The organism is Rhodanobacter umsongensis, from assembly GCF_042654965.1.
Taxonomy (GTDB): domain Bacteria; phylum Pseudomonadota; class Gammaproteobacteria; order Xanthomonadales; family Rhodanobacteraceae; genus Rhodanobacter; species Rhodanobacter umsongensis.
In genome coordinates this window covers 266,611-290,507 of sequence record NZ_JBHSMK010000004.1, presented here as the reverse complement: position 1 = coordinate 290,507, position 23,897 = coordinate 266,611, and the positions used below count along the sequence as shown (strand labels likewise).

The 23,897-nt window shown below is 66.8% G+C and carries 18 protein-coding genes; 11 read left to right on the top strand and 7 right to left on the bottom strand.

Annotated features, from left to right (window positions below; all coding sequences use genetic code 11):
* The first annotated feature begins 4 nt into the window (after nucleotides 1-4).
* The 7 genes from ACFPME_RS08660 (at nucleotide 5) to ACFPME_RS08630 (ending at nucleotide 9,554) form a co-directional block, all read left to right on the top strand.
* Complete coding sequence (locus ACFPME_RS08660; protein WP_377304202.1) at nucleotides 5-1,132, top strand: LysM peptidoglycan-binding domain-containing protein; 1,128 nt, start codon at nucleotides 5-7, stop codon at nucleotides 1,130-1,132.
* A 94-nt stretch (nucleotides 1,133-1,226) separates the two neighbouring features.
* Complete coding sequence (gene dprA, locus ACFPME_RS08655; protein ID WP_377304200.1) at nucleotides 1,227-2,408, top strand: DNA-processing protein DprA; 1,182 nt, start codon at nucleotides 1,227-1,229, stop codon at nucleotides 2,406-2,408.
* A 121-nt stretch (nucleotides 2,409-2,529) separates the two neighbouring features.
* A complete protein-coding gene (locus tag ACFPME_RS08650) occupies nucleotides 2,530-5,028 on the top strand; it encodes a DNA topoisomerase I (protein ID WP_377304198.1) in 2,499 nt (832 codons plus the stop codon).
* On the top strand, nucleotides 5,029-5,601 hold the full coding sequence (gene tsaC / locus ACFPME_RS08645) for an L-threonylcarbamoyladenylate synthase type 1 TsaC (protein ID WP_377304196.1): 573 nt from the start codon (nucleotides 5,029-5,031) through the stop codon (nucleotides 5,599-5,601).
* Between the two features lie 134 nt (nucleotides 5,602-5,735).
* Nucleotides 5,736-7,106 (top strand): AMP-binding protein, encoded by a 1,371-nt coding sequence (locus ACFPME_RS08640; RefSeq protein WP_377304194.1) that lies wholly within the window; start codon nucleotides 5,736-5,738, stop codon nucleotides 7,104-7,106.
* Between the two features lie 80 nt (nucleotides 7,107-7,186).
* Nucleotides 7,187-8,470: a phosphoribosylamine--glycine ligase gene (gene purD, locus ACFPME_RS08635; protein ID WP_377304191.1), complete on the top strand. Its 1,284-nt coding sequence runs from the start codon at nucleotides 7,187-7,189 to the stop codon at nucleotides 8,468-8,470.
* A 208-nt stretch (nucleotides 8,471-8,678) separates the two neighbouring features.
* Complete coding sequence (locus ACFPME_RS08630; protein WP_377304189.1) at nucleotides 8,679-9,554, top strand: YbaY family lipoprotein; 876 nt, start codon at nucleotides 8,679-8,681, stop codon at nucleotides 9,552-9,554.
* A 70-nt stretch (nucleotides 9,555-9,624) separates the two neighbouring features.
* Here the strand turns inward: ACFPME_RS08630 and ACFPME_RS08625 are convergent, their stop codons facing one another.
* The 5 genes from ACFPME_RS08625 to ACFPME_RS08605 form a co-directional block, all read right to left on the bottom strand.
* On the bottom strand, nucleotides 9,625-11,466 hold the full coding sequence (locus tag ACFPME_RS08625; protein ID WP_377304187.1) for an autotransporter domain-containing protein: 1,842 nt from the start codon (nucleotides 11,464-11,466) through the stop codon (nucleotides 9,625-9,627).
* Nucleotides 11,467-11,563: 97 nt separating this feature from the next.
* Complete coding sequence (locus ACFPME_RS08620; RefSeq protein ID WP_377304184.1) at nucleotides 11,564-13,894, bottom strand: Tex family protein; 2,331 nt, start codon at nucleotides 13,892-13,894, stop codon at nucleotides 11,564-11,566.
* Between the two features lie 149 nt (nucleotides 13,895-14,043).
* Entirely contained in the window at nucleotides 14,044-14,814 is a 771-nt protein-coding gene (locus tag ACFPME_RS08615; RefSeq protein WP_377304182.1) for an RDD family protein, read from the bottom strand.
* Nucleotides 14,815-14,894: 80 nt separating this feature from the next.
* On the bottom strand, nucleotides 14,895-16,772 hold the full coding sequence (mnmG, locus tag ACFPME_RS08610) for a tRNA uridine-5-carboxymethylaminomethyl(34) synthesis enzyme MnmG (RefSeq protein WP_377304180.1): 1,878 nt from the start codon (nucleotides 16,770-16,772) through the stop codon (nucleotides 14,895-14,897).
* A 324-nt stretch (nucleotides 16,773-17,096) separates the two neighbouring features.
* Nucleotides 17,097-17,375, bottom strand: coding sequence for a hypothetical protein (locus tag ACFPME_RS08605; protein ID WP_377304178.1), 279 nt, complete (start codon nucleotides 17,373-17,375; stop codon nucleotides 17,097-17,099).
* Here ACFPME_RS08605 and ACFPME_RS08600 point away from each other — a divergent pair.
* Nucleotides 17,374-17,559 carry a hypothetical protein gene (locus ACFPME_RS08600; protein ID WP_377304176.1) on the top strand — a complete coding sequence of 62 codons (186 nt, stop codon included), beginning with the start codon at nucleotides 17,374-17,376 and terminating at the stop codon, nucleotides 17,557-17,559. The genes ACFPME_RS08605 and ACFPME_RS08600 overlap by 2 nt on opposite strands.
* A gap of 63 nt (nucleotides 17,560-17,622) precedes the next feature.
* Here ACFPME_RS08600 and pepN read toward each other — a convergent pair whose 3' ends face one another.
* On the bottom strand, nucleotides 17,623-20,277 hold the full coding sequence (gene pepN, locus ACFPME_RS08595) for an aminopeptidase N (RefSeq protein WP_377304174.1): 2,655 nt from the start codon (nucleotides 20,275-20,277) through the stop codon (nucleotides 17,623-17,625).
* Between the two features lie 67 nt (nucleotides 20,278-20,344).
* On the opposite strand from pepN, the gene ACFPME_RS08590 reads away from it, so the two are divergent.
* Together ACFPME_RS08590 and ACFPME_RS08585 are read left to right on the top strand one after the other, a co-directional pair.
* Nucleotides 20,345-21,355, top strand: coding sequence for an aldose 1-epimerase (locus tag ACFPME_RS08590; RefSeq protein ID WP_377304171.1), 1,011 nt, complete (start codon nucleotides 20,345-20,347; stop codon nucleotides 21,353-21,355).
* Complete coding sequence (locus tag ACFPME_RS08585) at nucleotides 21,355-22,302, top strand: pyridoxal-phosphate dependent enzyme (protein WP_377304169.1); 948 nt, start codon at nucleotides 21,355-21,357, stop codon at nucleotides 22,300-22,302. Before ACFPME_RS08590 ends, ACFPME_RS08585 begins: the two co-directional genes overlap by 1 nt.
* 24 nt (nucleotides 22,303-22,326) lie before the next feature.
* On the opposite strand, the gene ACFPME_RS08580 is transcribed toward ACFPME_RS08585, so the two are convergent.
* Nucleotides 22,327-23,214 (bottom strand): DMT family transporter, encoded by an 888-nt coding sequence (locus ACFPME_RS08580; RefSeq protein ID WP_377304167.1) that lies wholly within the window; start codon nucleotides 23,212-23,214, stop codon nucleotides 22,327-22,329.
* An 80-nt stretch (nucleotides 23,215-23,294) separates the two neighbouring features.
* On the opposite strand from ACFPME_RS08580, the gene ACFPME_RS08575 reads away from it, so the two are divergent.
* The gene (locus tag ACFPME_RS08575; RefSeq protein WP_377304165.1) at nucleotides 23,295-23,873 is read left to right on the top strand and encodes a DNA-3-methyladenine glycosylase I; all 579 of its coding nucleotides are present in this window, start codon (nucleotides 23,295-23,297) and stop codon (nucleotides 23,871-23,873) included.
* Nucleotides 23,874-23,897 lie beyond the last annotated feature (24 nt).

Genomic DNA, 23,897 nt, shown 5'->3' with positions numbered 1-23,897 from the left:
ACCAATGATCAAGAAAATTATCGTGTTGCTGGCCGGCATGCTGGTCACCGTGGCTGTCTATGCTGCCGGTGCGCAACTGCGGGCCGATCATCCCGACAGCTACACCGTGCGCCGGGGCGACACACTCTGGGATATCTCCGCCAAGTTCCTGTCCAAACCGTGGCTGTGGCCCGAGATCTGGCAGGCCAATCCCCAGGTCCGCAACCCGCACCTGATCTATCCCGGGGACGTGCTCAACCTGGCCTTCATCAATGGACCGCGCCTGCGCCTGCAGCCGCAGGTGCATCCGGAAGGCGACGCGGTAACCGCGATTCCGTTGTCCGAGCTGAGGATGTTCCTCAAGGACATGCGGGTGATGGATTCGAACGCGGTGAGCTCCGCGCCGTATGTCGTGGGTCTGGAGGAAGCCCGCCTGCGCGGTGCGGTCGGCCAGAACATCTACGTGCGCGGCCTGCAAGGCGCGCCGGGCCAGCGCTGGGCGATCGTGCGGCCCACCCACGTGTTCCGCGGCTTCGAGCAGCAGGACCCGCATGACGCCGAGAACGACATCGCCAGCCACGATCTGGACAGCAATGCGGCCATGGTCAACGCGCCGTGGAGCGAGGATTCCCGCAACGACGGTCATTACGGCAAGGGCGACGATCTGGGTGTCGAAGTCAGCGTGATCGGCACTGCCGAGACACTGCGCATGGGCGATCCGTCCACCTTGCTGCTGCTCAATTCGACGCAGGAAATCCGCAGCGGCGACCGCATCATGCCGGTCGACGACTCCCCGTACGACGCGTTCTACTACCCGCATGCGCCGAAATCGGTGCCGGCCAATGCTCACGTCAACGGGTTTGCCGACGCCTTGGATGCGGCGGGCTCGCGGCAGGTGGTGATGTTGTCGATCGGCGCCAAGGACGGGGTCGACAACGGCCAGACCTTCACGATCTACGAGCCGGGCGAGACCATCCACGACGACGTGGCCAGCAATAGCTGGCGGCGTGGGGTGGGCGAGACGGTTACGTTGCCGGACGAGTATGTGGGGCACGTGATGGTGTTCCGCACCTTCGACCGGGTCAGCTATGGCCTCGTCATGGACGGCCTGCGTCCGGTGCACATCGGCGGCCGTCTGCGCATGCCGGAATAGCCCCGACCGTTCCGCCATATCAGTTTCTGCCTACAGCACGGCGCGGCCATCACCGCGCCGTTTCTGTTTGCGCAAGCTCCGTAAACTGCAACCCATGCACATGGACGATATGGACGAATTGCGCGCCTGGCTGATCGCACTGCGCACGCCGGGCCTCGGCCCAGGCGGGTTGCGCGAGCGGCTGGATGCAGCCGGCCGCAACATCGAGAAGGTGGTGGGCCGATTGCGCCGACACCCGGGGTCGCTGGGCGAGCCGGCGCAGGCCTGGCTCACCCGGCCTGACGAGGCGTTGCTGGCCAGCGATCTGGCGTGGCTGGCCGAACCGAACCACCGCCTGCTGCGGTGTACCGAAGAGGATTTTCCGCCCCAACTGGAACATATCCCGCAACCGCCCGCCGCGCTGTTTGCCGTGGGCGACGCCAGCCTGCTGCTGTACCCGCAGGTGGCGATCGTCGGCGCGCGCGGTGCGAGCGCCAGCGGGCTTGCGCATGCGCGGGCGTTCGCGCGGGCGCTGGCGCAGGCCGGCTTCGCGATCACCAGCGGGTTGGCCGATGGCATCGACGGCGCCGCCCATGCGGCAGCGCTGGATGCCGGCGCCGCCACCCTGGCGGTAATCGGTACCGGACCGGATCGGGTCTATCCACGCAAACATCATGCGCTGGCCCGCCGGATCGCCGAATGCGGCGTGGTGGTGAGCGAGTTCCCGCCCGGCACCGCCGCGCGCGCGGACCATTTCCCGCGGCGCAACCGGATCATCGCCGGGCTGGCGCTCGGCACTTTGGTGATCGAGGCCGGCCTGCGTTCGGGTTCGCTGATCACTGCCCGGCTGGCTGTCGAACAGGGGCGCGAAGTGTTCGCGTTGCCCGGTTCAATCCACAATCCATTGGCGCATGGCTGCCATCGACTGATCCGCGATGGCGCACGGCTGGTGGAGAGCGCAGCAGAGATTATCGAGACATTGGCGCCGGCAGCGCGCATGCTTGGCGGCGAGCTGGCTGTGCGGCTGCACCGCGGGCTCGACACCGGGGCGGCTCGACAACCTGCAGTCGAGAGTATCGCGGGCGGCTCGTCCGATCAGACGGACGACCGGGAAGATTCCCCGCAACGCCGGGTTCTGCGCGAACTTGGTCATGAACCGGCGACGTTGGACGAACTTGCGCGGCGCACCGGGCATTCGACCGCCGTGCTGTCCTCGACCTTGCTGATGCTGGAACTCGACGCCAGGATCGAGAGCTTGCCGGGCAACCGCTACCAGCGATTGCCCGATGCTCGCTGACCTGACACGCTGCCGCGTTTTGCCGATCCGGGCTTGACAGCCGCCGGCGCGGCATGGTTTCAACTATATATATATGTCCGGCACGGAAGCGCCGGTGGTTCACTCGCGGAAATCCAGCTTCATGGCAAAAAACCTCCTCATCGTCGAATCCCCGGCCAAGGCCAAGACGATCAACAAATATCTCGGCAAGGACTTCCAGGTCCTCGCTTCCTACGGCCACGTGCGTGACCTGAAACCGAAGGAGGGCGCGGTCGACACCGAGCACGGTTTCACGATGGCCTACGAGGTGATCGAGCGCAACGAGAAGCACGTCGACGCGATCGCCAAGGCCGCCAAGCTGGCCGACGACATCTATCTGGCGACCGATTTGGATCGCGAAGGCGAGGCGATCAGCTGGCACATCAGCGAGATCCTGAAAGAGCGCGGCCTCACCGAGGGCAAGCGCATGCACCGGGTGGTGTTCTCCGAGATCACGCCCAAGGCGATCAAGGCCGCGGTGGCGGCCCCGCGGCAGCTGTCGCACGACCTGGTCGACGCGCAGCAGGCCCGCCGCGCGCTGGATTATCTGGTCGGCTTCAATCTGTCGCCGGTGCTGTGGCGCAAGGTGCAGCGCGGGTTGTCCGCCGGCCGTGTGCAATCGCCCGCGCTGCGCATGATCGTCGAGCGCGAGGAGGAAATCGAGGCGTTCAAGGCGCGCGAGTACTGGACCATCGAAGCCCAGCTCAAACACGCCGAGGGTGACTTCACCGCACGCCTGTCCAGGCTCAACGGCAAGAAGTTCGAACAGTTCGATCTCACCAACGAAGCCGAAGCGCAGGCCGCCCGTGCCGCGCTGAAACAGGCCGCGCACGGTCGCCTGACCGTCAGCGAAGTGGGTTCGAAGGAGCGCAAGCGCCGCCCGGCCGCGCCATTCACCACCTCCACCCTGCAACAGGAGGCCGCACGCAAGCTCGGTTTCACCACCAGCCGCACGATGAAGGTGGCGCAAGGCTTGTACGAAGGCGTGGCGCTCGGTGACGAGGGCAATGTCGGCTTGATCACCTATATGCGTACCGACTCCACCATGCTCGGCGACGATGCCGTGGCCGAACTGCGCCAGTTGATCGCCCGCGACTTCGGCGGTCATGCGCTCCCGGATGCGCCGCAGGTCTACAAGACCAAATCGAAGAACGCACAGGAAGCGCATGAGGCGATCCGCCCGACCTCGGCGATGTACACGCCGAAGTCGGTGGCGGCGCACCTCAACGACGACCAGCGCAAGCTGTACGAGCTGATCTGGAAACGCACGGTCGCCTGTCAGATGATCCACGCCACCTTGAACACCGTCTCGGTGGAATTTGCCCTGCGCGATGTCGCCGGTGGCGATGCCTCGTTCCGCGCCAGCGGCACCACCGTGATCGATCCGGGTTTTCTCGCCGTGTACGAGGAAGGCAGCGACCAGAAGAAGGCCGATGACGATGACGAGGGGCGCCGCCTGCCGCGCATGGCCGTGGGCGAGCAGATTCCGCTGCATGACATCGCCGCCGACCAGCACTTCACCGAGCCGCCGCCGCGCTATTCCGAAGCCAGCCTGGTCAAGGCCCTGGAAGAGCACGGCATCGGCCGCCCATCGACCTACGCCAGCATCATCCAGGTGCTGCAGAACCGCGAGTACGTGTTCCTCGACAATCGACGCTTCAAGCCCAGCGACGTCGGCCGCGCGGTCAGCAAGTTCCTCACCGCGCATTTCACGCGCTATGTCGATTACGACTTTACCGCGAAGATGGAAGACGAACTCGACGCCGTCAGTCGCGGCGAGGAAGCCTGGGTACCGCTGATGGAGCGATTCTGGCTGCCGTTCAAGCAGCAGGTCGATGAGAAGACCGAGTCGGTCGACCGCAACGAGGCCACCGGCGCGCGCGAACTCGGCAGCGATCCCAAAACCGGCAAGCCGGTGTCAGTGCGGCTGGGCCGGTTCGGGCCGTATGCGGCGATCGGCACCAAGGACGACGAGGACAAGCCGACCTTCGCCTCGCTGCGTCCCGGTCAGAGCATGCACACACTTACGCTGGCCGAGGCGCTGGAGCTGTTCAAGCTGCCGCGTCAGCTCGGGGTGGCCGAAAACGGTGACGAGGTAATGGTCGGCGTGGGTCGCTTCGGACCCTTCGTGAAGCAGGGCAGCACCTACGCATCATTGAAACCCGAAGACGATCCGTACACGATCGAGTTGCCGCGCGCATTGCAGATCGTGCGGGAAAAACAGGAGATGCTGGCGAACCGGCTGATCCTCGATTTCGGCAACGGCGTGCAGGTACTCAACGGCCGCTATGGCGCCTACATCACCGACGGCGAAAAGAACGCACGCATCCCGAAGGAACAGGAGCCGAAAGAGCTGACCGAGAAGCAGTGCCTCGAGCTGCTCGCGGCGGCGCCGGTGCGCAAAGGCCGCTTCGGCAAGAAGGGGGCGACCAAAAAGGCTGCCGCCAAGAAGGCGGCGCCGGTCAAGAAAGTGGCGGTGAAGAAGGTCGCCGCCAAGAGAAGTGCCGCCAAGAAGTCCGCAACGAAGAAGACGGCGACCAAGAAAACCGCGGCGAAGAAGACGGCAGCAAAGAAGCCGCCCAGCAGCAACGTCGAGGCCTGAATGCTTCGGCGCTTCACGCTCGCAGAGGCTGACGCCGCCGCCGGACTGCTGCACGCCGGTGGCGTGCTGGCCTATCCAACCGAGGCGGTGTTCGGCCTGGGCTGCGACCCGCATGACCAGCTCGCGTTCCAGCGGCTGTTCGCGTTGAAGCAGCGCCCGGCTACCCAGGGCGTGCTCCTGATCGCGGCGGATTTCGCCCAGGTCGAGCGGTATATCGAGCTCGCCGACGTGCCCGGTGAAGTACTGCAGCAGGTGCGCGCCAGCTGGCCGGGCCCTTATACATGGATCTTTCCACGCTCGGCGGAAGTGCCTGCGTGGATCGCCGGCGCGCATGCCGGCATCGCGTTGCGGGTGACCGCCCACGAACCTGCTGCCGCCCTGTGCCGCGCATTTGGCGGCGCGCTGGTATCGACGAGTGCGAATCCGCATGGTCAGCCGCCGGCGCGCACGGCGCAGACGGTCACGGAATATTTCGGGGGCGGGCTGGACGGGGTGCTGGATGCGCCGCTGGGCGGTCAGAGCCATCCGACGATGATTCGCGATGCACTGTCGGGCGCTATCATCCGCGCCTGAGCGTGCGACGGGCGCGCACACGAAAAGCTCATTGCGGCGGCTCGCCTCGCGCGACGGGCAGCGACCGTTCACGCCGGCGTGAATCAGCCGGGGCGATGCTGCCACGGCGAATTGAGGGATCCAGGAGATTGCGTTTGGCCATCGTTTACGACACCTATCAGCGTGAAGCGCCGCAGCGATTGCCGTTGCTCGGCTGGGCAGATCCGTCGCGGGTGCTTGCGCGGCGCCACGGCCAACCGGTGACCGCCGCCCACTTCATGGCACAGGTGCGGGCGGTGGCCGCCGGCCTTCCGGCCGCCACCGCGGCGGTGAATCTATGCGAGGACCGGTACGCGTTCCTGGTGGCGTTCTGCGCGATCGTGCTGCGCGGGCAGACCAATCTGTTGCCGTCGTCGCGCGCGCCGCAGGCGGTGGACGAGGTGATGGCGGCGCATCCGGGCTGCTACGCGCTGGGCGAGCAGGTGCTTGATCCGGCGCCGCAAGGCTATCGGCAGATGCCGCCGCTGGATGCCGCTCCAGTCGGCAACGACGCGCCCTGGCCGTTGATCCCGATCGGCCAGGTGGTGGCGATCGGCTATACCTCCGGCTCCACGGGTACGCCGAGCGCGAACGCGAAAACCTGGGGCAGTTTCCACGCCAGCAACGCCGGCAACCTGGCGATGTTGCAGGCGGCCATCGGGCCGCAGTTCGACATCGTGGCGACCGTACCGCCGCAGCACATGTACGGCATGGAGATGTCGGTGTTGCTGCCCTTGCTGGGCGAGGTCGGCGTGCACGCGGGGCGGCCGTTCTTCCCGGCCGATGTGGCAGCCGCCTTGGCCGAGGTGCAGGCGCCACGCCTGCTGGTGACCACACCGGTGCATCTGCGGGCACTGGTGGAATCGGGTATCGCGCTGCCGCCGGTCGCCGCGATGCTGTCGGCCACCGCGCCCTTGCCGTTCGAGTTGGCGCAGGCTGCCGAGCAGCGTTTCGGCGCACCCGTGCTGGAGGTATTCGGCTCCACCGAAACTTGCGTGTTCGCCAGCCGCCGCCCCACCGCAAACGCGGACTGGTCGCTGTACGACGGGGTGACCCTGCACCCGCAGCCGGACGGCACTGCAGTCGAAGCGCCGCAACTGGCAGCACCGATCACGCTGGCCGATATCGTCAGCCTGTCCGATGGCGGCCGGCGTTTCCGCCTGCGTGGTCGCCATGCCGACATGCTGGAAATTGCCGGCAAGCGGGCGTCGCTTGCCGACCTCAGCCGACGCCTGCTGGCCATACCCGGCGTGCAGGATGGCGTGGTGTTCCAGCTCGATGATGGTGACGCCCTCGGCGTGCATCGCATCGCTGCCTTGGCGGTGGCGCCGGGGTTGAACGGGCACGCGATACTCGACGCGCTGCGCCGCGCTGTCGATCCGCTGTTCCTGCCGCGCCCGCTGAAACTGGTCGATTCCCTGCCGCGCAACGAGACCGGCAAGCTGCCGCGCGCGGCGCTGCTGGAATTGCTGCACCGGCACGACTAGCCGCTCCCAATTCTGCACGAGCCCTCGGTTGCAGCCGCTACAATGCGCGCCTGCGCCGCGTGGCGCACGGGAGTGCAGACATGAAGGTTCTGGTCATCGGCAGCGGCGGGCGCGAACACGCTCTGGCGTGGAAGCTCAGGCAATCGTTGCAGGTCGACGAGGTGATCGTGGCGCCCGGCAATGCCGGTACGGCGCGCGAGCCGGGCGTGCGCAATGCCGCCGTCGCGATGAACGACCTCGATGGCCTGCTCGCCTTGGCCCGGCGCGAGAAGGTCGGGCTCACCGTGGTCGGCCCGGAAGTGCCGCTGGTAGCCGGTGTGGTCGACCGGTTTCGCGCCGCCGGCCTGCGCATCTTCGGGCCGCGCGCGATCGCCGCGCAGCTGGAAGGCTCCAAGGCTTTCGCCAAGGATTTTCTGCAGCGGCACAACATTCCCACCGCGCACTACGCGGTGTTCTCCGATCTGCATCCGGCGCTGGCATACGTGCGCCAGCACGGTGCGCCGATCGTGATCAAGGCCGACGGCCTCGCCGCCGGCAAGGGCGTAGTGGTCGCGTTGACCCTGGCCGATGCGGAACTGGCACTGCACGACATGCTCGGCGCACACAGCTTTGGCGACGCATCGGCCAGGGTGGTGATCGAGGAGTTCCTCGATGGCGAGGAAGCCAGCTACATCGTGATGAGCGATGGCAGCTACGCTTTGCCGATGGCCTCCAGCCAGGACCACAAGCGCCGCGACGAGGGCGATCTCGGCCCCAACACCGGCGGCATGGGAGCGTACTCGCCGGCGCCCGTCGTCACGCCCCAGGTCGAGCAGCGCATTCTCCGAGAAGTGATCGAGCCGACCTTGCGCGGGATGGCGGCCGAAGGAGCGCCGTTCATCGGTTTCCTCTACGCCGGTCTCATGATCGACGCGAGCGGCGCGCCGAAGGTGATCGAGTTCAACGTGCGTTTCGGCGACCCGGAAACCCAGCCGGTCATGCTGCGGCTGAAATCCGATCTGGTCGAGCTGATCGACGCCGCACTGGACGGCCGGCTGGCCCAGAGCAGGGCCCGCTGGGATGCGCGCCCGGCGATCGGTGTGGTGATGGCGGCCAGCGGCTACCCGGGCAAGGTGCGCAGTGGCGACCTGATCGAAGGTCTTGATGTGCAGGTCGACGCCGACGTGAAGGTGTTTCATGCCGGCACCCGCCTGGACGCCGAGGGCCGTGCGGTCACCGCGGGAGGCCGCGTGCTGACCGTATGTGCGCTGGGCAAGGACATAGCCGCGGCACGCGAACAGGCCTACGCCGCAGCCAGCCACATCCGCTACGACGGCGCGTTCTACCGGCGCGACATCGCGCATCGGGCATTGCGGCGGCATTGAGGGTATCGAGATGCCAGGCCGCGCCGGGTGCTGCGATGCAGGCGGTGTACTACCGGAATGCGTACGCCTGCGCATGTCTGGCCGCAAATCGGCTTGACTTTTCCGCACCGGTACTTTTGGGCTATGCTTGGAACTTCCCCCGCGTAAAGCTGCGGCGCACAGCGCCTGACCGCTTTCGTGCTTGTTTCCACGTTGACGAGGTTTCTCCATGCGCAAGACGGTTTTGTCGCTGATGTCGGTCGCGGCCCTGGGCCTGGCTGGTTGCAATGCTCCCCATCCGTCGCAGCAGGCTGGCAGCGGCACGCCGGCATCGGCAGATACCGCCGTCGCGGCCAGCCAGACGGTCAGCGAGGTGAGCGGCACCATTTCGGTGCGCGGCCCGGTTCAGCCGTCGGCCGACGCCACGCTGGTACTGAATCTGGTCGACGTGTCGGCCAATGCCGTGGGTTCGGCGCCGTTGGCCAGCAAGACCGCGCCGGCGGGCACGTTTCCGCAGTCCTTCAAGCTGACGTTCAACCCGGCCGAGGTGAAGCCGAACGACCTGTACGTCGTGCAGGCGATCCTCACCGATGGCGAGCGCCACTATTCGATGGCGATGCAGGCGCCTGTGCTGGCCAAGGGCAGCAAGAACGACGCCGTGACGATCGAGCTGGTGGCCGAACAGACCCCCGGCGAGAAAGTGCTCGCCGATTTCCTCGCCGAACAGAAGCTGATCGGTGGCATGAAAATCAGCCATGGCACCAAGCTGGAAAAGGACGATTCGCGCGGCTGGCAGCTGTTCCGCGAGGCGGGCCAGGTGAAGTTCATCCGTGAGGAAGTCGACTACGGTGACAAGGGCTACACCAGCACCGATTATGCGTACAAGGATGGCAAGCCCTGGGCCATCGTGCAGGAAACCAAGTCCAGCCGCGAAGCGAAGCCGAGCGCGATCGATCGTGCCGGCTGGGCCGACGACGGTTCCCTGGTGCTGAAGCAGCATGAGGTCGGCGGCGATGTGCAGGCGCTCGATCCGGCCGCCGCGGCCAAGCTTAAGAAGCAGGCCGTCGAAATCCTCGGTATTGCGACTGGCGGCAAGAACAAGTAAGCGGTCCAGACGTCCATATAAAAAAAGCCGCCGGGCGACCGGCGGCTTTTTTTGTTGTGCGTCGACGCGTTCAGAACATCACTTTGAAGCCCATGTTGAAGCTGTTGTACTTCTGGCTGGTGTCGCTGAAGCGGCCGCTGTAACCGAACCAGCTGGTCATGCTCGGGGTGAGCTTCGCGGATACGCCCAGCTCGGCCGTGCCCCAGTTCTTGTCCGGGGTGAAGCCGGTCATCGCGAAGGTGCCGTTCATGCTGTTGAGGCCGGCGCTGATCATGCGCGGATCGGCCTTGTCGTCGCGGTTCCATGCCAGCTCGGCGTAGGGCGAAAGCACCGTGTTGCCGACGTCCCAGTGGCCTTGCAGGCGCCAGCCCAGCGTGGCAACCAGCGCATCACGCTGCTGCTTGCCGAACCACATCGCGGTGCTGTCGTTGCCGCTTTCGCTGTAGCCGTTGATCTTGGCGGTCTGCCATTCCAGGTTCGCAAACGGGCCGGTGCGCAGGCTGTCGAAGTCGAACCACCAGCCGCCGGTGAAGCCTGCACCCAGATGCGAGCCGTCGGCCTTGCCGGTCTCGGTGCGGTGCATCGCGCCGAGGTCGATGCGCCGCTCGATGTCCTTGAAGTTGGACTGGCCGAAGTTGGCGTAGCCGCCGATATAGCCGCCGCCTGCGTGATAGGTGACGTAGCCCAGCCCACTGATGTCCTGCAGCTTGTAGCCACCGCCGCCGGAGAATCTGGCGTTGGACTGCCCTACGCCCAGCGCGATGCCGGCCGCCACGTGATCGCTGGCCTGCACGGCCGCGCCCAGAGTGAAGTTGTAATTGTCGCTGTTGGTTCTCGGCGAACCATTGCCGGCGTCGAAGCGCTGGCGCGCATAGTCGATGTTGACGAAGGTGCGCGTCTCGCCGCCGGCCGCGTCGACCAGCATCTGGTTGCGGATGGCGCGAGTCTGCGCGGCATTGGTCGCCAGCGGTGCTTCGCCGAGCAGCGAGATCTGTTCCGGCGCGCGGATGACCGACAGCACGTACTGGCCGAGCATCGCGTGGGCTGCCGTGGTCGGGTGCACACCGTCGGCGAACAGATAGGTCTGCTCCGTGCCCGGTGCATACGTGACCGGCGCGCCCGAGCCCTGCGGACCGCACTGGATCGAGCTGCCGCTACCGCCGGTGCAGGCCGGTGCCGTGACGTTCGCAAACCCGTAGGCGGAAGGGTTGGCGATCACTTCATTGAGCAAGGTATAGGTATTCACCGGAATCACGTTGAGCCCGTTGTTGCTGAGCTGCGCGATGCCGCTGTTGAGTACGCCGTTGTAGAGCACGGCAAGCTGGGTGGCGCCGGCCTGCGCCGCGGCGCCGCCGGCGGCGGCCGAGGGCGTCTTGCCGAGATCGGGCAGGTTGTAGACCACCACGTATCTGGCGCCGGCCGCCTGCAGCCCGCCGAGCAGGCCGAGTTCGGTTTGGGCCGCGTTGGCTGCGCCGGCCGCGATCGCGTTCGGATCGGTCAGCGTTCCGCTCAGGTAGAAGATGTCGTTGGCGCCGCCCCAGACCTGGTACAGCGCTCGCGAGTCGGCCTTGCCGCCGTTGGCACCCAGATACATCTGCAATTGCTGCGGCAGGGTCGGCACGGCCGCCACGTTGTTGACCAGGCCGGCACCGCCAAAGGCGTAATCGGTGCCGCCGGCGAGCGATGGCGCCAGCGTGAAGCCGAGCCCGGCGGCCACGTTCTCGGCAGTGGTCGTGCCGGGATTGGTGGTGAAGCGCATCGGCACGGGCGAGCCGCTCGCCAGGGCGATATTGCCGCTGTCGCTGAGGCTGTCGCCGAACACGATGACGTTGCTGAAGTCGGTGGCGCTGGCGCTGGCGCCAAACAGCAGGGCGGCGGTGATTGCGCCAGCGAGATAGCGGTTACGCGGCATGGGTAGCACTCCTGGAAAGATGAGCTTGTTATGACTTCGTTACGTTAATCCAAACCATACGGAAGCGCATGCTGCAGTGCATGACCGTTTGGCCCCATCAGCGCTGGCGCGCCCGGGCCAACGCATCGGCAAATGCGTTGTTGGCGGGCGCGGCGGCGGCTGCGGTTTTGGAGGGAGCCGCCGGGCGCCCCGGCCGACCGTCGCGCTGGCCACCGCCCGTGCCGCCCGCCCGGCCGCGTACCTGCCCCGGTTCGTCATCCAGCCGCATGCTGAGGCCGATGCGCTGGCGCGGCAGGTCGACTTCCATCACCTTGACCTTGACGATGTCGCCGGCCTTCACCGCGTCACGCGGGTCCTTGACGAACGTGTGCGACAACGCCGAGACGTGCACCAGCCCGTCCTGGTGCACGCCGATGTCGACGAACGCGCCGAAGGCGGCGACATTGGTGACGCGGCCTTCGAGGATCATGCCGGGCTTCAGGTCCTTCACGTCCTCGACGCCTTCGGCGAAGCTGGGGGCGACAAACTCGGGGCGTGGATCGCGGCCGGGCTTTTCCAGTTCCTTGAGGATGTCGCGCACGGTTGGCACCCCGAATTTTTCGTCGGTGAACTGCTCCGGTTTCAGGCTGCGCAGAAAGCTGGCGTCGCCGATCACGCTGCGCACTTCGCGGCCGCACTGGGCGATGATCCGCTCGACCACCGGGTACGCTTCCGGATGTACCGAGCTGGCGTCCAGCGGGTTGTCGCCGTCGGATACGCGCAGGAAGCCGGCGCACTGCTCGAACGCCTTGTCGCCGAGCCGCGGCACTTTCAGCAGCGCCTTGCGGTTGGCGAACGGGCCGTTGGTATCGCGGTGCTTCACCACGTTTTCGGCCACGCCGGCGCTGAGCCCGGCCACGCGCGAAAGCAGCGCGGCCGAAGCAGTGTTCACGTCCACGCCGACGGCGTTGACGCAATCCTCGACGCGGGCGTCGAGTGCGCGCGCCAGCTTGATCTGGTTCACGTCGTGCTGGTACTGGCCCACGCCGATCGCCTTCGGCTCGATCTTCACCAGTTCGGCCAGCGGATCCTGCAGCCGCCGCGCGATCGAGACGGCGCCGCGCAGGGTCACGTCCAGATTCGGAAATTCCTTCGCGGCGGTTTCGGAGGCCGAATAGACCGAGGCGCCCGCTTCGCTCACCACGACTTTGGCGATCACATGCGCAGCATCCGCCTTGGCCAGACCCTTGATCAGCTCGCCGGCCAGCTTGTCGGTTTCGCGCGAGCCGGTGCCGTTGCCGATCGAGATCAGGTCGACATGATGCTGCTTGCACAGCCGCGCCAGTGACGCCAGCGACTCGTTCCACTGCCGCTTGGGTTCCAGCGGATAGATGACGTCCGTGGCCAACACTTTGCCGGTGGCGTCGACCACCGCGACCTTGCAGCCGGTGCGGATGCCGGGGTCCAGTCCCATCACGGTCTTGGCGCCGGCCGGCGCGGCCAGCATCAGGTCCTTGAGGTTGTCGCCGAACACGCGGATCGCCTCGTCCTCCGCGCCCTCGCGCACGCGGCCGAACAGGTCGAGCGTGAGGTGCAGATGCAGTTTCACGCGCCAGGTCAGGCGCACCGTCTCGCGCAGCCACGCGTCGGCCGCCCGGCCACGGTGGTGGATATCCGCGCGGGCCGCGACACGACCTTCGCCCTCGGCATGACCTTGCTCGCTGTCGGCTGCGGGGCTGAGCTCCAGTTCAAGCACGCCTTCGTTGCGCGCACGCATCAGCGCGAGCAGGCGGTGCGAGGGAATCTTCCCGATCGGCTCGACGTGATCGAAGTAGTCGCGGAACTTCGCGCCTTCATTCTCCTTGCCCTCGACCACCTTCGCGCGGATCTGTCCCTGTGACCACAGCCAGTCGCGCAACTCGCCGACCAGGTGCGCGTCCTCGGCGATGGACTCCATCAGGATCGCGCGCGCGCCGTCGAGCGCGGCACGCACGTCGACGATGCCTTTTTCCGCATCGACGAAGGATGCGGCAAAGGCTTCCGGCGATAGTGTGGGGTCTTCGCGCAGACCCAGCGCCAGCGGCTCCAGTCCCGCCTCACGTGCGATCTGCGCCTTGGTGCGGCGCCTCGGCTTGAACGGTAGGTACAGATCCTCCAGCCGCGCCTTGGTGTCGGCGGCGAGCAGGTCGGCCTTCAGCGCATCGTCAAGCTTGCCTTGTTCCTCGACGCTGGCGAGGATCGCCGCGCGGCGCTCCTCCAGCTCGCGCAGATAACGCAGGCGCTCTTCCAGCAGGCGCAGCTGGGTGTCGTCGAGACCGCCGGTGATTTCCTTGCGGTAGCGCGCGATGAACGGCACGGTGGCGCCGCCATCAAGCAGATCGACGGCGGCACGCACCTGCTCGTTCGTGGCGGCGATATCGTGGGCGATGCGTTGTTCGATGCTGAGCATGGGGGTGATCGATTCCTGACGGTGGCGCAACGGGCCGGATGAAAAAAGACAATCGTCCCATCATAACAAGCGGCCAGGCGACGCCTGGCCGGCAACAACACGAACAGCGCCGCGGTCGAACCGCGGCGCCGTGGATGCATAACGCCGAATCAGGCGCTGAAGGAGTTGTTCTTGCCGGACGCGGCCGGGTTCGATTTGAACTCGCTGGCGCGACCATTCAGCACCAGGGTGTCGGCGACCATGTCGTGCAGACCCTGCTTGCGCCGGGTCCAGGCCACCATCAAGAAGCCGACGCCCATGATGATGAAGCTGAGCAGCTTGGCCGCATAACGCCCCAGCGCCCGCGGAAAGCTGATCCGCCTGCCCTCCAGGTCAGTCACCCGGATGCCCAGCGCCAGCTTGCCGAGCGTACCCTGCCACGCCGAGCTTTCGCACAAGGCGAAATACAGCCAGCCCACCACGAAGCTGAGCAGGATGGCCGGCCACATCGCGGCATAGAAGCGCTCCTGCGCGGCGAGCACCAGTTGCATGTTGCCGGCGGCATTGACAGCCGCCTCCTTCAGCGCGGCCTGCGCCGCATCCACACCGAACGCCTTCTGGATGATCAGCTGGGGGATGTACAGGATGATCGCATCCAGGATATAGGCGGCCACGCGCTTCCAGAAACCGGCCTGGTCTTCCAGTGCGGCGGTGGTGGTCTGCGGCAGCAGCGGCGCGGAAGGCGCGGCGTAAGGATTGGCGGGTGCCGCGGCGTGAACCGCTTCATCCGGAAACAGCACCGACAGCGGCTGCCAGTCGGCGAGGCCTTCGTACCATGCCAGATCCTTCACGCTGACCTGGCCGTTGCGCATCCATTGGCGGACGTCTTCTTCCTTGTACGGGCCATGTCGCTCACCGTCGCGGCCGATCCAGATTTCCATGGCGCATTCCCCGTGCAGATCTAAAGTGCGCATGATGCCATGCAGGCTCCGGCGCGGACAGGCGCGCGCCCTGGCGGGTCTCAGGCCGCGTCGCGACGTTTCAGATGCACCAGCAACAGCGAGATCGCAGCGGGGGTGACGCCGCTCACCCGCGCCGCCTGGCCGAGCGTTGCCGGCAGCGTGCGCTTCAGTTTCAGCAGCACCTCGGACGAAAGCCCGCGCACCTTGTCGTAGTCGAAGCCGGCGGGTATGGCCGTGTGCTCGTGGCGGCGCTGGCGCTCGATCTCCTCGCGCTGGCGCTCGAGATAACCTGCGTACTTCACCTGCACCTCGACCTGCGCGGCGACGTCGTCGCGGGTCACCGGCGGCCCGAGCCCGGCCACCGAAGTGAGCTGCGCGTAGTCGATCTCGGGCCGGCGCAGCAGATCCATCGCGTTCGTCTCGCGGCTCACCGCGATGCCGAGCTGACGCTCCGCCGCGGCGCCGATGGCGTTGCCAGGCGTGGCCCACAAGCCGGCCAGCCGCTGCAGCTCGCGCTCGACCGCTTCGCGTTTGACCCTCAGCGCGTCGTAGCGCGCCTGCGGCACCACGCCAAGCGCGTGGCCGGTTTCGCTGAGCCGCAAGTCCGCATTGTCCTCGCGCAGGTGCAGGCGGTATTCCGCGCGCGAGGTGAACATGCGGTACGGCTCGATGGTGCCGTTGCTGGTGAGGTCGTCGATCAGCACGCCGATGTACGCCTCGTCGCGGCGCGGATGCCAGGGCGCCTTGCCCTGCACTGCCAGCGCAGCGTTGAGGCCGGCGATCAGCCCTTGCGCGGCGGCCTCCTCGTAGCCGGTGGTGCCGTTGATCTGGCCGGCGAAGTACAGGCCCGCGATGGCCTTGGTCTCCAGCCACGGGTTGAGCCCGCGCGGATCGAAATAGTCGTACTCGATCGCGTAGCCGGGACGCGTGATGTGCGCCTGCTCGAACCCCTTGATCGAGCGCACCAGCGCCAGTTGCACGTCGAACGGCAGCGAGGTGGAGATGCCGTTCGGATAGATCTCGAACGTGTCCAGCCCCTCCGGCTCGATGAAGATCTGGTGCGACGGCTTCTCGGCGAAGCGCACCACCTTGTCCTCGATCGACGGACAGTAGCGCGGGCCTACGCCCTCGATCTGGCCGGTGTACAGCGGTGACCGGTGCAGTGCGCCGCGGATCAGCTCGTGCGTCTGCTCCGACGTATGGGTGATCCAGCAACTGACCTGGCGCGGGTGCTCGTCGCGCGAGCCGAGGTAGGAGAACACCGGCGCCGGCGAATCGCCTGGTTGCTCCTGCAGACCGCTGAAGTCGATGCTGCGCAGGTCGATGCGTGGTGGCGTGCCGGTCTTCAACCGATCGGCAGCGACCGGCAGCTCGCGCAGCCTCGAGGCCAGTGTGCTGGCCGGTGGATCACCGGCGCGGCCACCGGCGTACTGCGCCGGACCGATATGGATCTTGCCTGCGAGAAAGGTGCCCGCCGTAAGCACCACGGTCGCTGCGCCGAACGAGAGGCCCATCTGGGTCACCACGCCGCAGACACGCCCCCGCTCGATGATCAGGTCGTCCACCGCCTGCTGGAACAGTTCGAGGTTCGGCTGGGTTTCCACGATGCGTCGGATCGCCGCCTTGTACAGCGCGCGGTCGGCCTGGCAGCGGGTGGCGCGCACGGCCGAGCCCTTGGAGGCGTTCAGCGTGCGCCACTGGATGCCGGCACGGTCGGCGGCATGCGCCATCGCGCCGCCCAGCGCGTCGATCTCCCGGACCAGATGACCTTTGCCGATTCCGCCGATCGCAGGGTTGCAGCTCATCTGCCCGATCGTTTCAATATTGTGGCTCAGCAGCAGGGTGCGCGCACCCGCGCGCGCAGCGGCCAGCGCCGCCTCGGTGCCGGCGTGACCGCCGCCGATCACGATGACGTCGTAGTGGGTCGGGTAGCGCATGGATCTGCCCTGAGCGTGCAAAAAGTGACGAAACAGGGCGCCATGGTAGCGCCATCAATGCCTTGCGAGCCCGGCGGGATGCCTGGCATGTTTCCTGCTTGGAAAGTCGGGCACTTTCAAGGGCAGACGCTGCGGCAACCATTGCGCGCCGAGATCGGACGGACAGGGGTTCGATCGCGTACCGGGAAAGGAAGCATGACGGCATCCTTCGGGGTGCCGTCGCCATTTGTGCTCCGGGCGATTTCCCGGAACCCGCAAAGACAAGGCCCCGCTGCTTTCCGGCCGCGGGGCCTTGTGCTTTTTCAGATCTGGCGCCCGGCGGTCTCAGGAACAGGGGGAATCCAGGATGACCGTGTTGCCGGACGCCAGAAACCGGGAACCACTGGCGCGGACAGCGTCGCCGTTGTCCTTGAATGCGGGTGGATAGTTACCGCATTCGCGTGAACGGTCGGTGACTGAAAAGTGATTTTGTGCCGATCCGCGGCAGCAGATGACGTGCTGCGTCAGTCGCGTGATTTTCAGCTCAAAATGGCTGTGATGCGCATCACGTTCTGGCATGACGGTTGCATCTGTTCCATTACCCAACTCGATGGAGCAAGTCATGGATATGAGCTTCGATTTTCAACCGGTGTATCCCCGCCACGATCTGATGATCGAACTGGGCCAGGTCGAAATGGCGATCGATGGCCTGAGCGAGCGCGAAGACAGCGAACGCGGCGAACTGCAGCCGGGACTGGAATCACGCCTGCAGAGCCTGCTTGAGGCGCTCGACCATCTGGCCGTCTGAACGGCTAGCCGTCATGCGGCCCCGCCCCTGGCCCGCCGGCCTCTGCGAAGGTCGCGTCGCCAATCAATGGTTCAATACGCCGCCGATGATCTCGGCCAGATTGCGGGAAAGCCCGGTGCGTGCGGCCAGCGTCACGATGGCCGCATGCGCCGCGTCGCGGCGTTGCGATTCCAGCCGCTGCCAGCCGTTGAACGCCGTTGCCAGGCGTGCGGCCACCTGCGGATTCAACGCATCCAGGGCGACCAGCCGCTCGGCCAGCAGCCTGTATCCCGCGCCGTCGATGCGATGGAAGCCGCTGGGGTTGCCGCGCACGAACGCGCCAAGCAGTGCCTGAACCCGGTTCGGGTTCTTCAGGGTGAATCCCGGATCGCGCTCCAGCATCAGGACGCCATCCAGCGCGCGCTCGCCAGGCACTTGCGCCTGCACCGCAAACCACTTGTCTAGCGCCAAGGCGTTGTCCGCATAACGCGCGCGGAAATCGAGCAGCGCGAGGGCGGCCTGTGGGGCGTCACCGCGCAGCAGTACGGTCAACGCGGCGAGTCGGTCGGTCATGCCCGGCGCGTCGTGATACTGGGCGGCGGCGAGTTCGCCCGCACTGGCACTGTCCAGCAGATTCAACAACTCCAGCACACGGCGCTTGAGCCGGCGTCGTGCCTGGCTGATCGCATCCATGTCGATGGTGGTGTGCGCAGCCAGCTCCCGATAGCGCCGATGCAGCACTTCGCCGCCCAGTCGCTCGGCCAGCACCCACTGCAGGCGCTGGCGCAACTGGTGGATGCGTTGCGGGTCGACCGCCGTTTCACGCTCCGCCAGTTCGATCTCGCCCGGCGGGGTCAGCAGATCGGCCAGCAACGCGTCATCAATGGCGGTGTCATGGAACAACGATGCCAGCGCAGCACGCCAGACGTCCAGCGCATGGGAGTTTGCGGCGCCATCGCGCAGCTCTTCGTAGGCGCGGACGGCCAGCTGCTGACCAGCCTCCCAGCGATTGAAGCCGTCGGGATCGTGGCCCAGCAGCAGCGCCAGTTCGTCCGGCGTGTAATCACACTCCAGGATCACCGGCGCGGAAAATCCGCGCAGTAGCGATGGCACCGGCGACGACGCGACATGGCCGAAGACAAAATGCTGTTCCGTCTGTGTCAGCACGACCACGATCTCGCTGGCAGGTTCGGACGTCTGGCCGTCCAGACGCAACGGAAGCATGGTGCCTTCGCGATCAAACAGCGCCAGCTTGACCGGGATCGGCAACGGCGGCCGCGGCTCAGCCGTGCCCTTGCCCGGAGCGGGCTGCGCCAGCGTCAGCGTGTATTCCTGCCGCGCCGCATCGTAATGGCCGCGAGCCTTCAGCCGTGGCGTGCCGGCTTGGCCATACCAGGCCAGGTACGGCGTCAGGTCGGTGCCGTTGGCATCGCCCAGCGCGCCGAGAAAATCCTCCAGCGTGGCGGCGTGTCCGTCGTGGCGCTCGAAATAGAGATCCATGCCACGGCGAAAACCGGCCTGGCCCAGCGCGCCGGCCAGCATGCGCACCAGCTCCGAACCCTTCTCGTACACCGTGGCGGTATAGAAGTTGTTGATCTCGCTGTACTGCGCGGGTCGCACCGGATGCGCCAGCGGACCCGCGTCTTCGGGAAACTGCGCGCGGCGAAGCAGCGAGACGTCCTCGATGCGCTTCAGCGGCGCGGAGTTCATGTCGGCCGAGAAACTCTGTTCGCGGAACACCGTGAGCCCTTCCTTCAGGCTGAGCTGGAACCAGTCGCGGCAGGTCACCCGGTTGCCGCTCCAGTTGTGGAAATACTCGTGCGCGACCACTGCCTCGACGTGGCGATATTCTTCGTCGGTGGTCGAGTCCGGATCGGCCAGCAGGCACTTGGCGTTGAAGATGTTGAGGCCCTTGTTCTCCATCGCGCCCATGTTGAAATCGTGGGTGGCGACCACGTGGAACACATCCAGGTCGTAGTTGCGGCCGTAGGTCCGTTCGTCCCAGCGCATCGAGCGTTCGAGCGCATCCATCGCGTAGTGGCAGCGATCGATGGCGTCCGCCTCGGCCCAGATTTTCAGCTGTACCGTTCGGCCATTGGCGGTGACGTAGTTGCGCTCGATCTTCTCCAGACGGCCGGCGACCAGCGCGAACAGATAGCTTGGTTTCGGGTGTGGATCGACGAAGCACGCCCAGTGCCGGCCGCCCTCCAGCTCGCCGCTGCCGTCGGGGTTGCCACCGGCCAGCAGCACCGGAAAGCGCGCGCGGTCGGCGCGCAGGGTGACGCGGTAGCACGACAGCACGTCGGGTCGATCGGGAAAGAACGTGATGTGTCGGAAACCTTCGGCCTCGCACTGGGTGAGCAGAAAACCCGCTTCATCTGAGCCGGAAAGGTACAAACCTTCGAGCGCCGTGTTCGCCGCGGGACGCAACCGCACGCGGGTCTCCAGTACGCTGCCGTCGCGGGCGCCATCGACCTCCAGCACGTTGCCGGCGTAGCGATACGCGGTGGCCGGCAGTTGCACGCCATCCAGCGCGATCGACAGCAGCTGCAGGTTCTCGCCATCCAGTTGCAGTGGCAGTTGCTGAGCCGGGTCACGCCGCAGCAGCAGGCGCGCGCTCAGTTCGGTTGCTTCGATACCGAGGTCGAAATCGAGCTCGACCGTTTCGACCCGCCACGCCGGCGCGCGGTAGTCACGGAGGCGGATCAGCGCGGGGGTTTGCTCTGGCAGTGCGTGCATGGGGACGACAGTGGGTGGGGACCGTTGAGGTTAACATGGGGCGATTCGACGGCAGGAGCAGCAAGCCATGGCCAGAGCCAACGCAGCGCCTTACGGCGCCGAACGGGGCAGGTTGGACGATCAGCCCATCGTGATGCTGAGCGATCACGCCGGCCACCGGCGCGTGCGCATTGCGCAACATGGCGCCGCCCTGCTCGGCTTCGACGTGCCGCGGGGTGACGCCACGCAGGATCTCGCCGACGGTTATCGCGATGGCGCCGAGGTGATCGCTCGCGCCGGCTCGCGCTTCGCGATCATGGTGCCGTTTGCCGGGCGCATCGCCGATGCGCGCTACGAGTTCGATGGTCACGCGCAGGACCTGCAACCGGGCGCCACCGGCGCCGCCCGCACCAGTCGGCATGGCTTTGTGCGCGATGCGGATTTCGACATCGCCGCGTTGAGGGCGGACGACCGCCACGCCGGGGTCACCCTGCGCACCGCCAGCATCCGTCCGCAGCCCGGCTACCCGTACGCGATCGATCTCGAGGTGACGTTCATCCTCGATGCTGGCGGGCTTGCCCTGGAAGCGTGCATGCGCAATGTCGGCACGCATGCCGCGCCATGCTTCTTCGGCTGGCATCCGTATTTCCGGCTGGCCGACAGCATGGTCGATGGCTGGCAATTGCAGATACCCGCGCAGACCCTGATCCGCACCAACGCCGATCTGATGGCGCTGCCCGGCGCGGCGGCGCACGTGGCGCTGGACGATGCGCCAGCGCTTGACTTTCGCGAACCGCGCCGGCTCGGCGGCAGCATCCTCGACCAGGGCTACGCCGATCTGGAGGCCGATGCGGATGGCCGCATCCGCACCCGCCTGCGCGATCCGTCCAGCGGCTTTGGCATCGCGGTGTGGCAGGAGCGCGGCGTGATGCATGCGTTCACCGCGGACACGGCGAGCCGCGACGCTCGCCGGGCGATCGCGCTGGAACCGATGGAGTGCATGGCCGACGCCTTCAACCGGCCCGATTGTGCACAGGCGATTCGGCTGGAGCCCGGCGCCGAACGCCGTTTCCGCTGCGGCGTGGAGGTCGAGTCGTGATGGATACCTTGCCGAGCCCCGAACAGATCCGCGATGCCGCCGCCCGCATCGCGCCGCATGCGCGGGTGACGCCGGTGCTGCGCAGCGCGGCGCTGGACGCGCTCGTCGGCGCCGAGCTGTATTTCAAATGCGAGCACCTGCAGCGAGGCGGCGCATTCAAGTTCCGCGGCGCCTGCAATGCGGTGTGGGCATTGAGCGACGAGCAGGCCGCGCACGGCGTGGTCACGCACTCCTCCGGCAACCACGGCAACGCCCTGGCACTGGCCGCCGCGACGCGCGGCATCGCCGCGCACGTGGTGGTGCCCGAAGGCGCGGTGCGCGCCAAGGTCGAGGCGATCGAGCGTGCCGGTGCGATCCTGCACCGCTGCGCGCCGAACCAGATGGCCCGCGAGGCGATGGCCGCCGAGGTGCAGCGGGCCACCGGCGCGATCATGGTGCACCCGTATGCCGATACCCGGGTGATGGCCGGGCAAGGCACGCTGGCGCTGGAGCTGCTGCAGCAAGTGGACGGTCTGAGCGCGCTGATCACCCCGATCGGCGGCGGTGGCCTGGCCAGCGGCGTGGCGATCGCCGCGCATGCGATCGATCCGGCGCTGTCGCTGTTCGGCGCCGAGCCGCAGGGTGCCGACGACGCGGCGCAGTCACTGGCACAGCATGCGCGGGTTACCACGGTGGTACCCGATACGGTATGCGACGGCCTGCGCGCCTTGGTTGGCGAGCGCAACCTCGACGCGCTGCGCACGCATCGGGTCGACGTGATCACGGTCAGCGACGCCGAAACCATCGCGGCGATGCAGCTGCTGTGGTCCGAGCTGAAACAGGTGGTCGAGGTGTCCAGCGCCACCGTGCTGGCGGCGATCCTCAAGCAGCGTGAGCGCTTTGCCGGCCACCGCGTCGGAGTGGTGCTGACCGGCGGCAACGTGGATCTCGGTGCGCTGCCGTGGTGACAGTTCGTTGCCCGCCTGCACCGGTCACGGGCGTCGCCGCCGACCGACGCCGCTGACCGCGATGAGGCCCAGCAGAACGAGCACAATGCCGAGCAGCTCCATCATCGATGGCTGTTCATGCAGGATCAGCCACGCCAGCAGCACGCTGGCGATCGGCACGCCCAGGCTGGAGACGCTGGCCACCGTGGTGGACAACCGCTGCAGCACGATCGACCACAGCCACCACGCCACGCTGGACGCCAGCACCGCGCTATAGGCCAGCGCGCCGATGAACGGCCAATCCCATTCGATCGGGCGTTGGGGCACCGCCAGCGCGGTGATGCCCAGCGCGATGCCGCCGATCAACATTTGCCATGCGGTGAGGTTGAGCACCGAAGGCGCATGCCGGCGAAACATGCGCTTGCTCAGTACCGTCCCGGCCGCCCAGGCAATGCCGCCGGCCACGGCCAGCGCGGTGCTCGGCACGCTGCCCATCGCATGCCAGGGTTCGATGATGCACAGCAGCCCGAGTGCGGCCAGCGCCAGCCCGAGCCAGTGCCGCCCGGTCGGGCGGTCGCCCAGCAGCAGCCACGCCAGCAGCACCGCCCAGAACGGCATGGTGTAGGCCAGTAGCGCGACATGGCCGGCACCGCCATCGAGCAGCGCCCACTGCTCCAGTCCCTGGAACGCGGCGGTCTGGCACAGGCCGATGAGGATCGTCGGCAGCAACGGCGGTGGCCGCAGCGACTGTCGCCTCAGCAGCAGCGCCCCAAACAGCAGGGCCGCGCCGATCAGGTAGCGCAGCGCCGCGAAATCGAACGGTCCGGCGTGTGCCAGGACCTGCTTCATCACGATCCAGCTGTACGCCCAGATCAGAACGGTTCCGAGCAGCGCGAACAGCGCGCCGCGCGATGGTTGCGATGGAGGCGACATAGGGGGCCGGACCAGGATGGGGGCGACAAGTCTAGCGGTGTCCGCTACGGTGTGCGGCACCGCATGACCGGCCTCCCGCAATGCCCAAGACCGCCGACCTGCAGCGCTGCCACTGGGCCGCCAGCGACCAGCTGCTGCGTGACTACCACGACACCGAATGGGGCGTGCCGCTGCACGACGACAATGCGTTGTTCGAGTTCCTCTGTCTCGAAGGCGCCCAGGCCGGCTTGTCGTGGCGCACCGTGCTGGCCAAGCGCGACAACTACCGCAAGGCGTTCCATGGCTTCGACATCGCCCGGGTCGCCGGCATGAAGGATCGCGAGCTGGAAAAGCTGCTGCTTGACCCCGGCATCATCCGCAACCGGCTGAAGGTCACGTCCGCTCGTGACAACGCCGTCGCCGCACTCGACGTGATCCGCGAGTTCGGCAGTCTGGACGTCTATCTGTGGTCGTTCGTGGACGGCACGCCGATGATCAATCGCTGGGGCGACCAGGGCGACGTGCCGGCCAGTACCGGGTTGTCCGACCGCATGAGCAAAGCGCTGAAGAAACGCGGCTTCCGCTTCGTCGGCACCACCATCTGCTATTCGCTGCTGCAGGCGACCGGCATGGTCAACGACCATCTGGTCAGCTGTTTCCGGCACGGGGAGACGCGTTAGACCGGCACCGCAGCAACTTTCGAT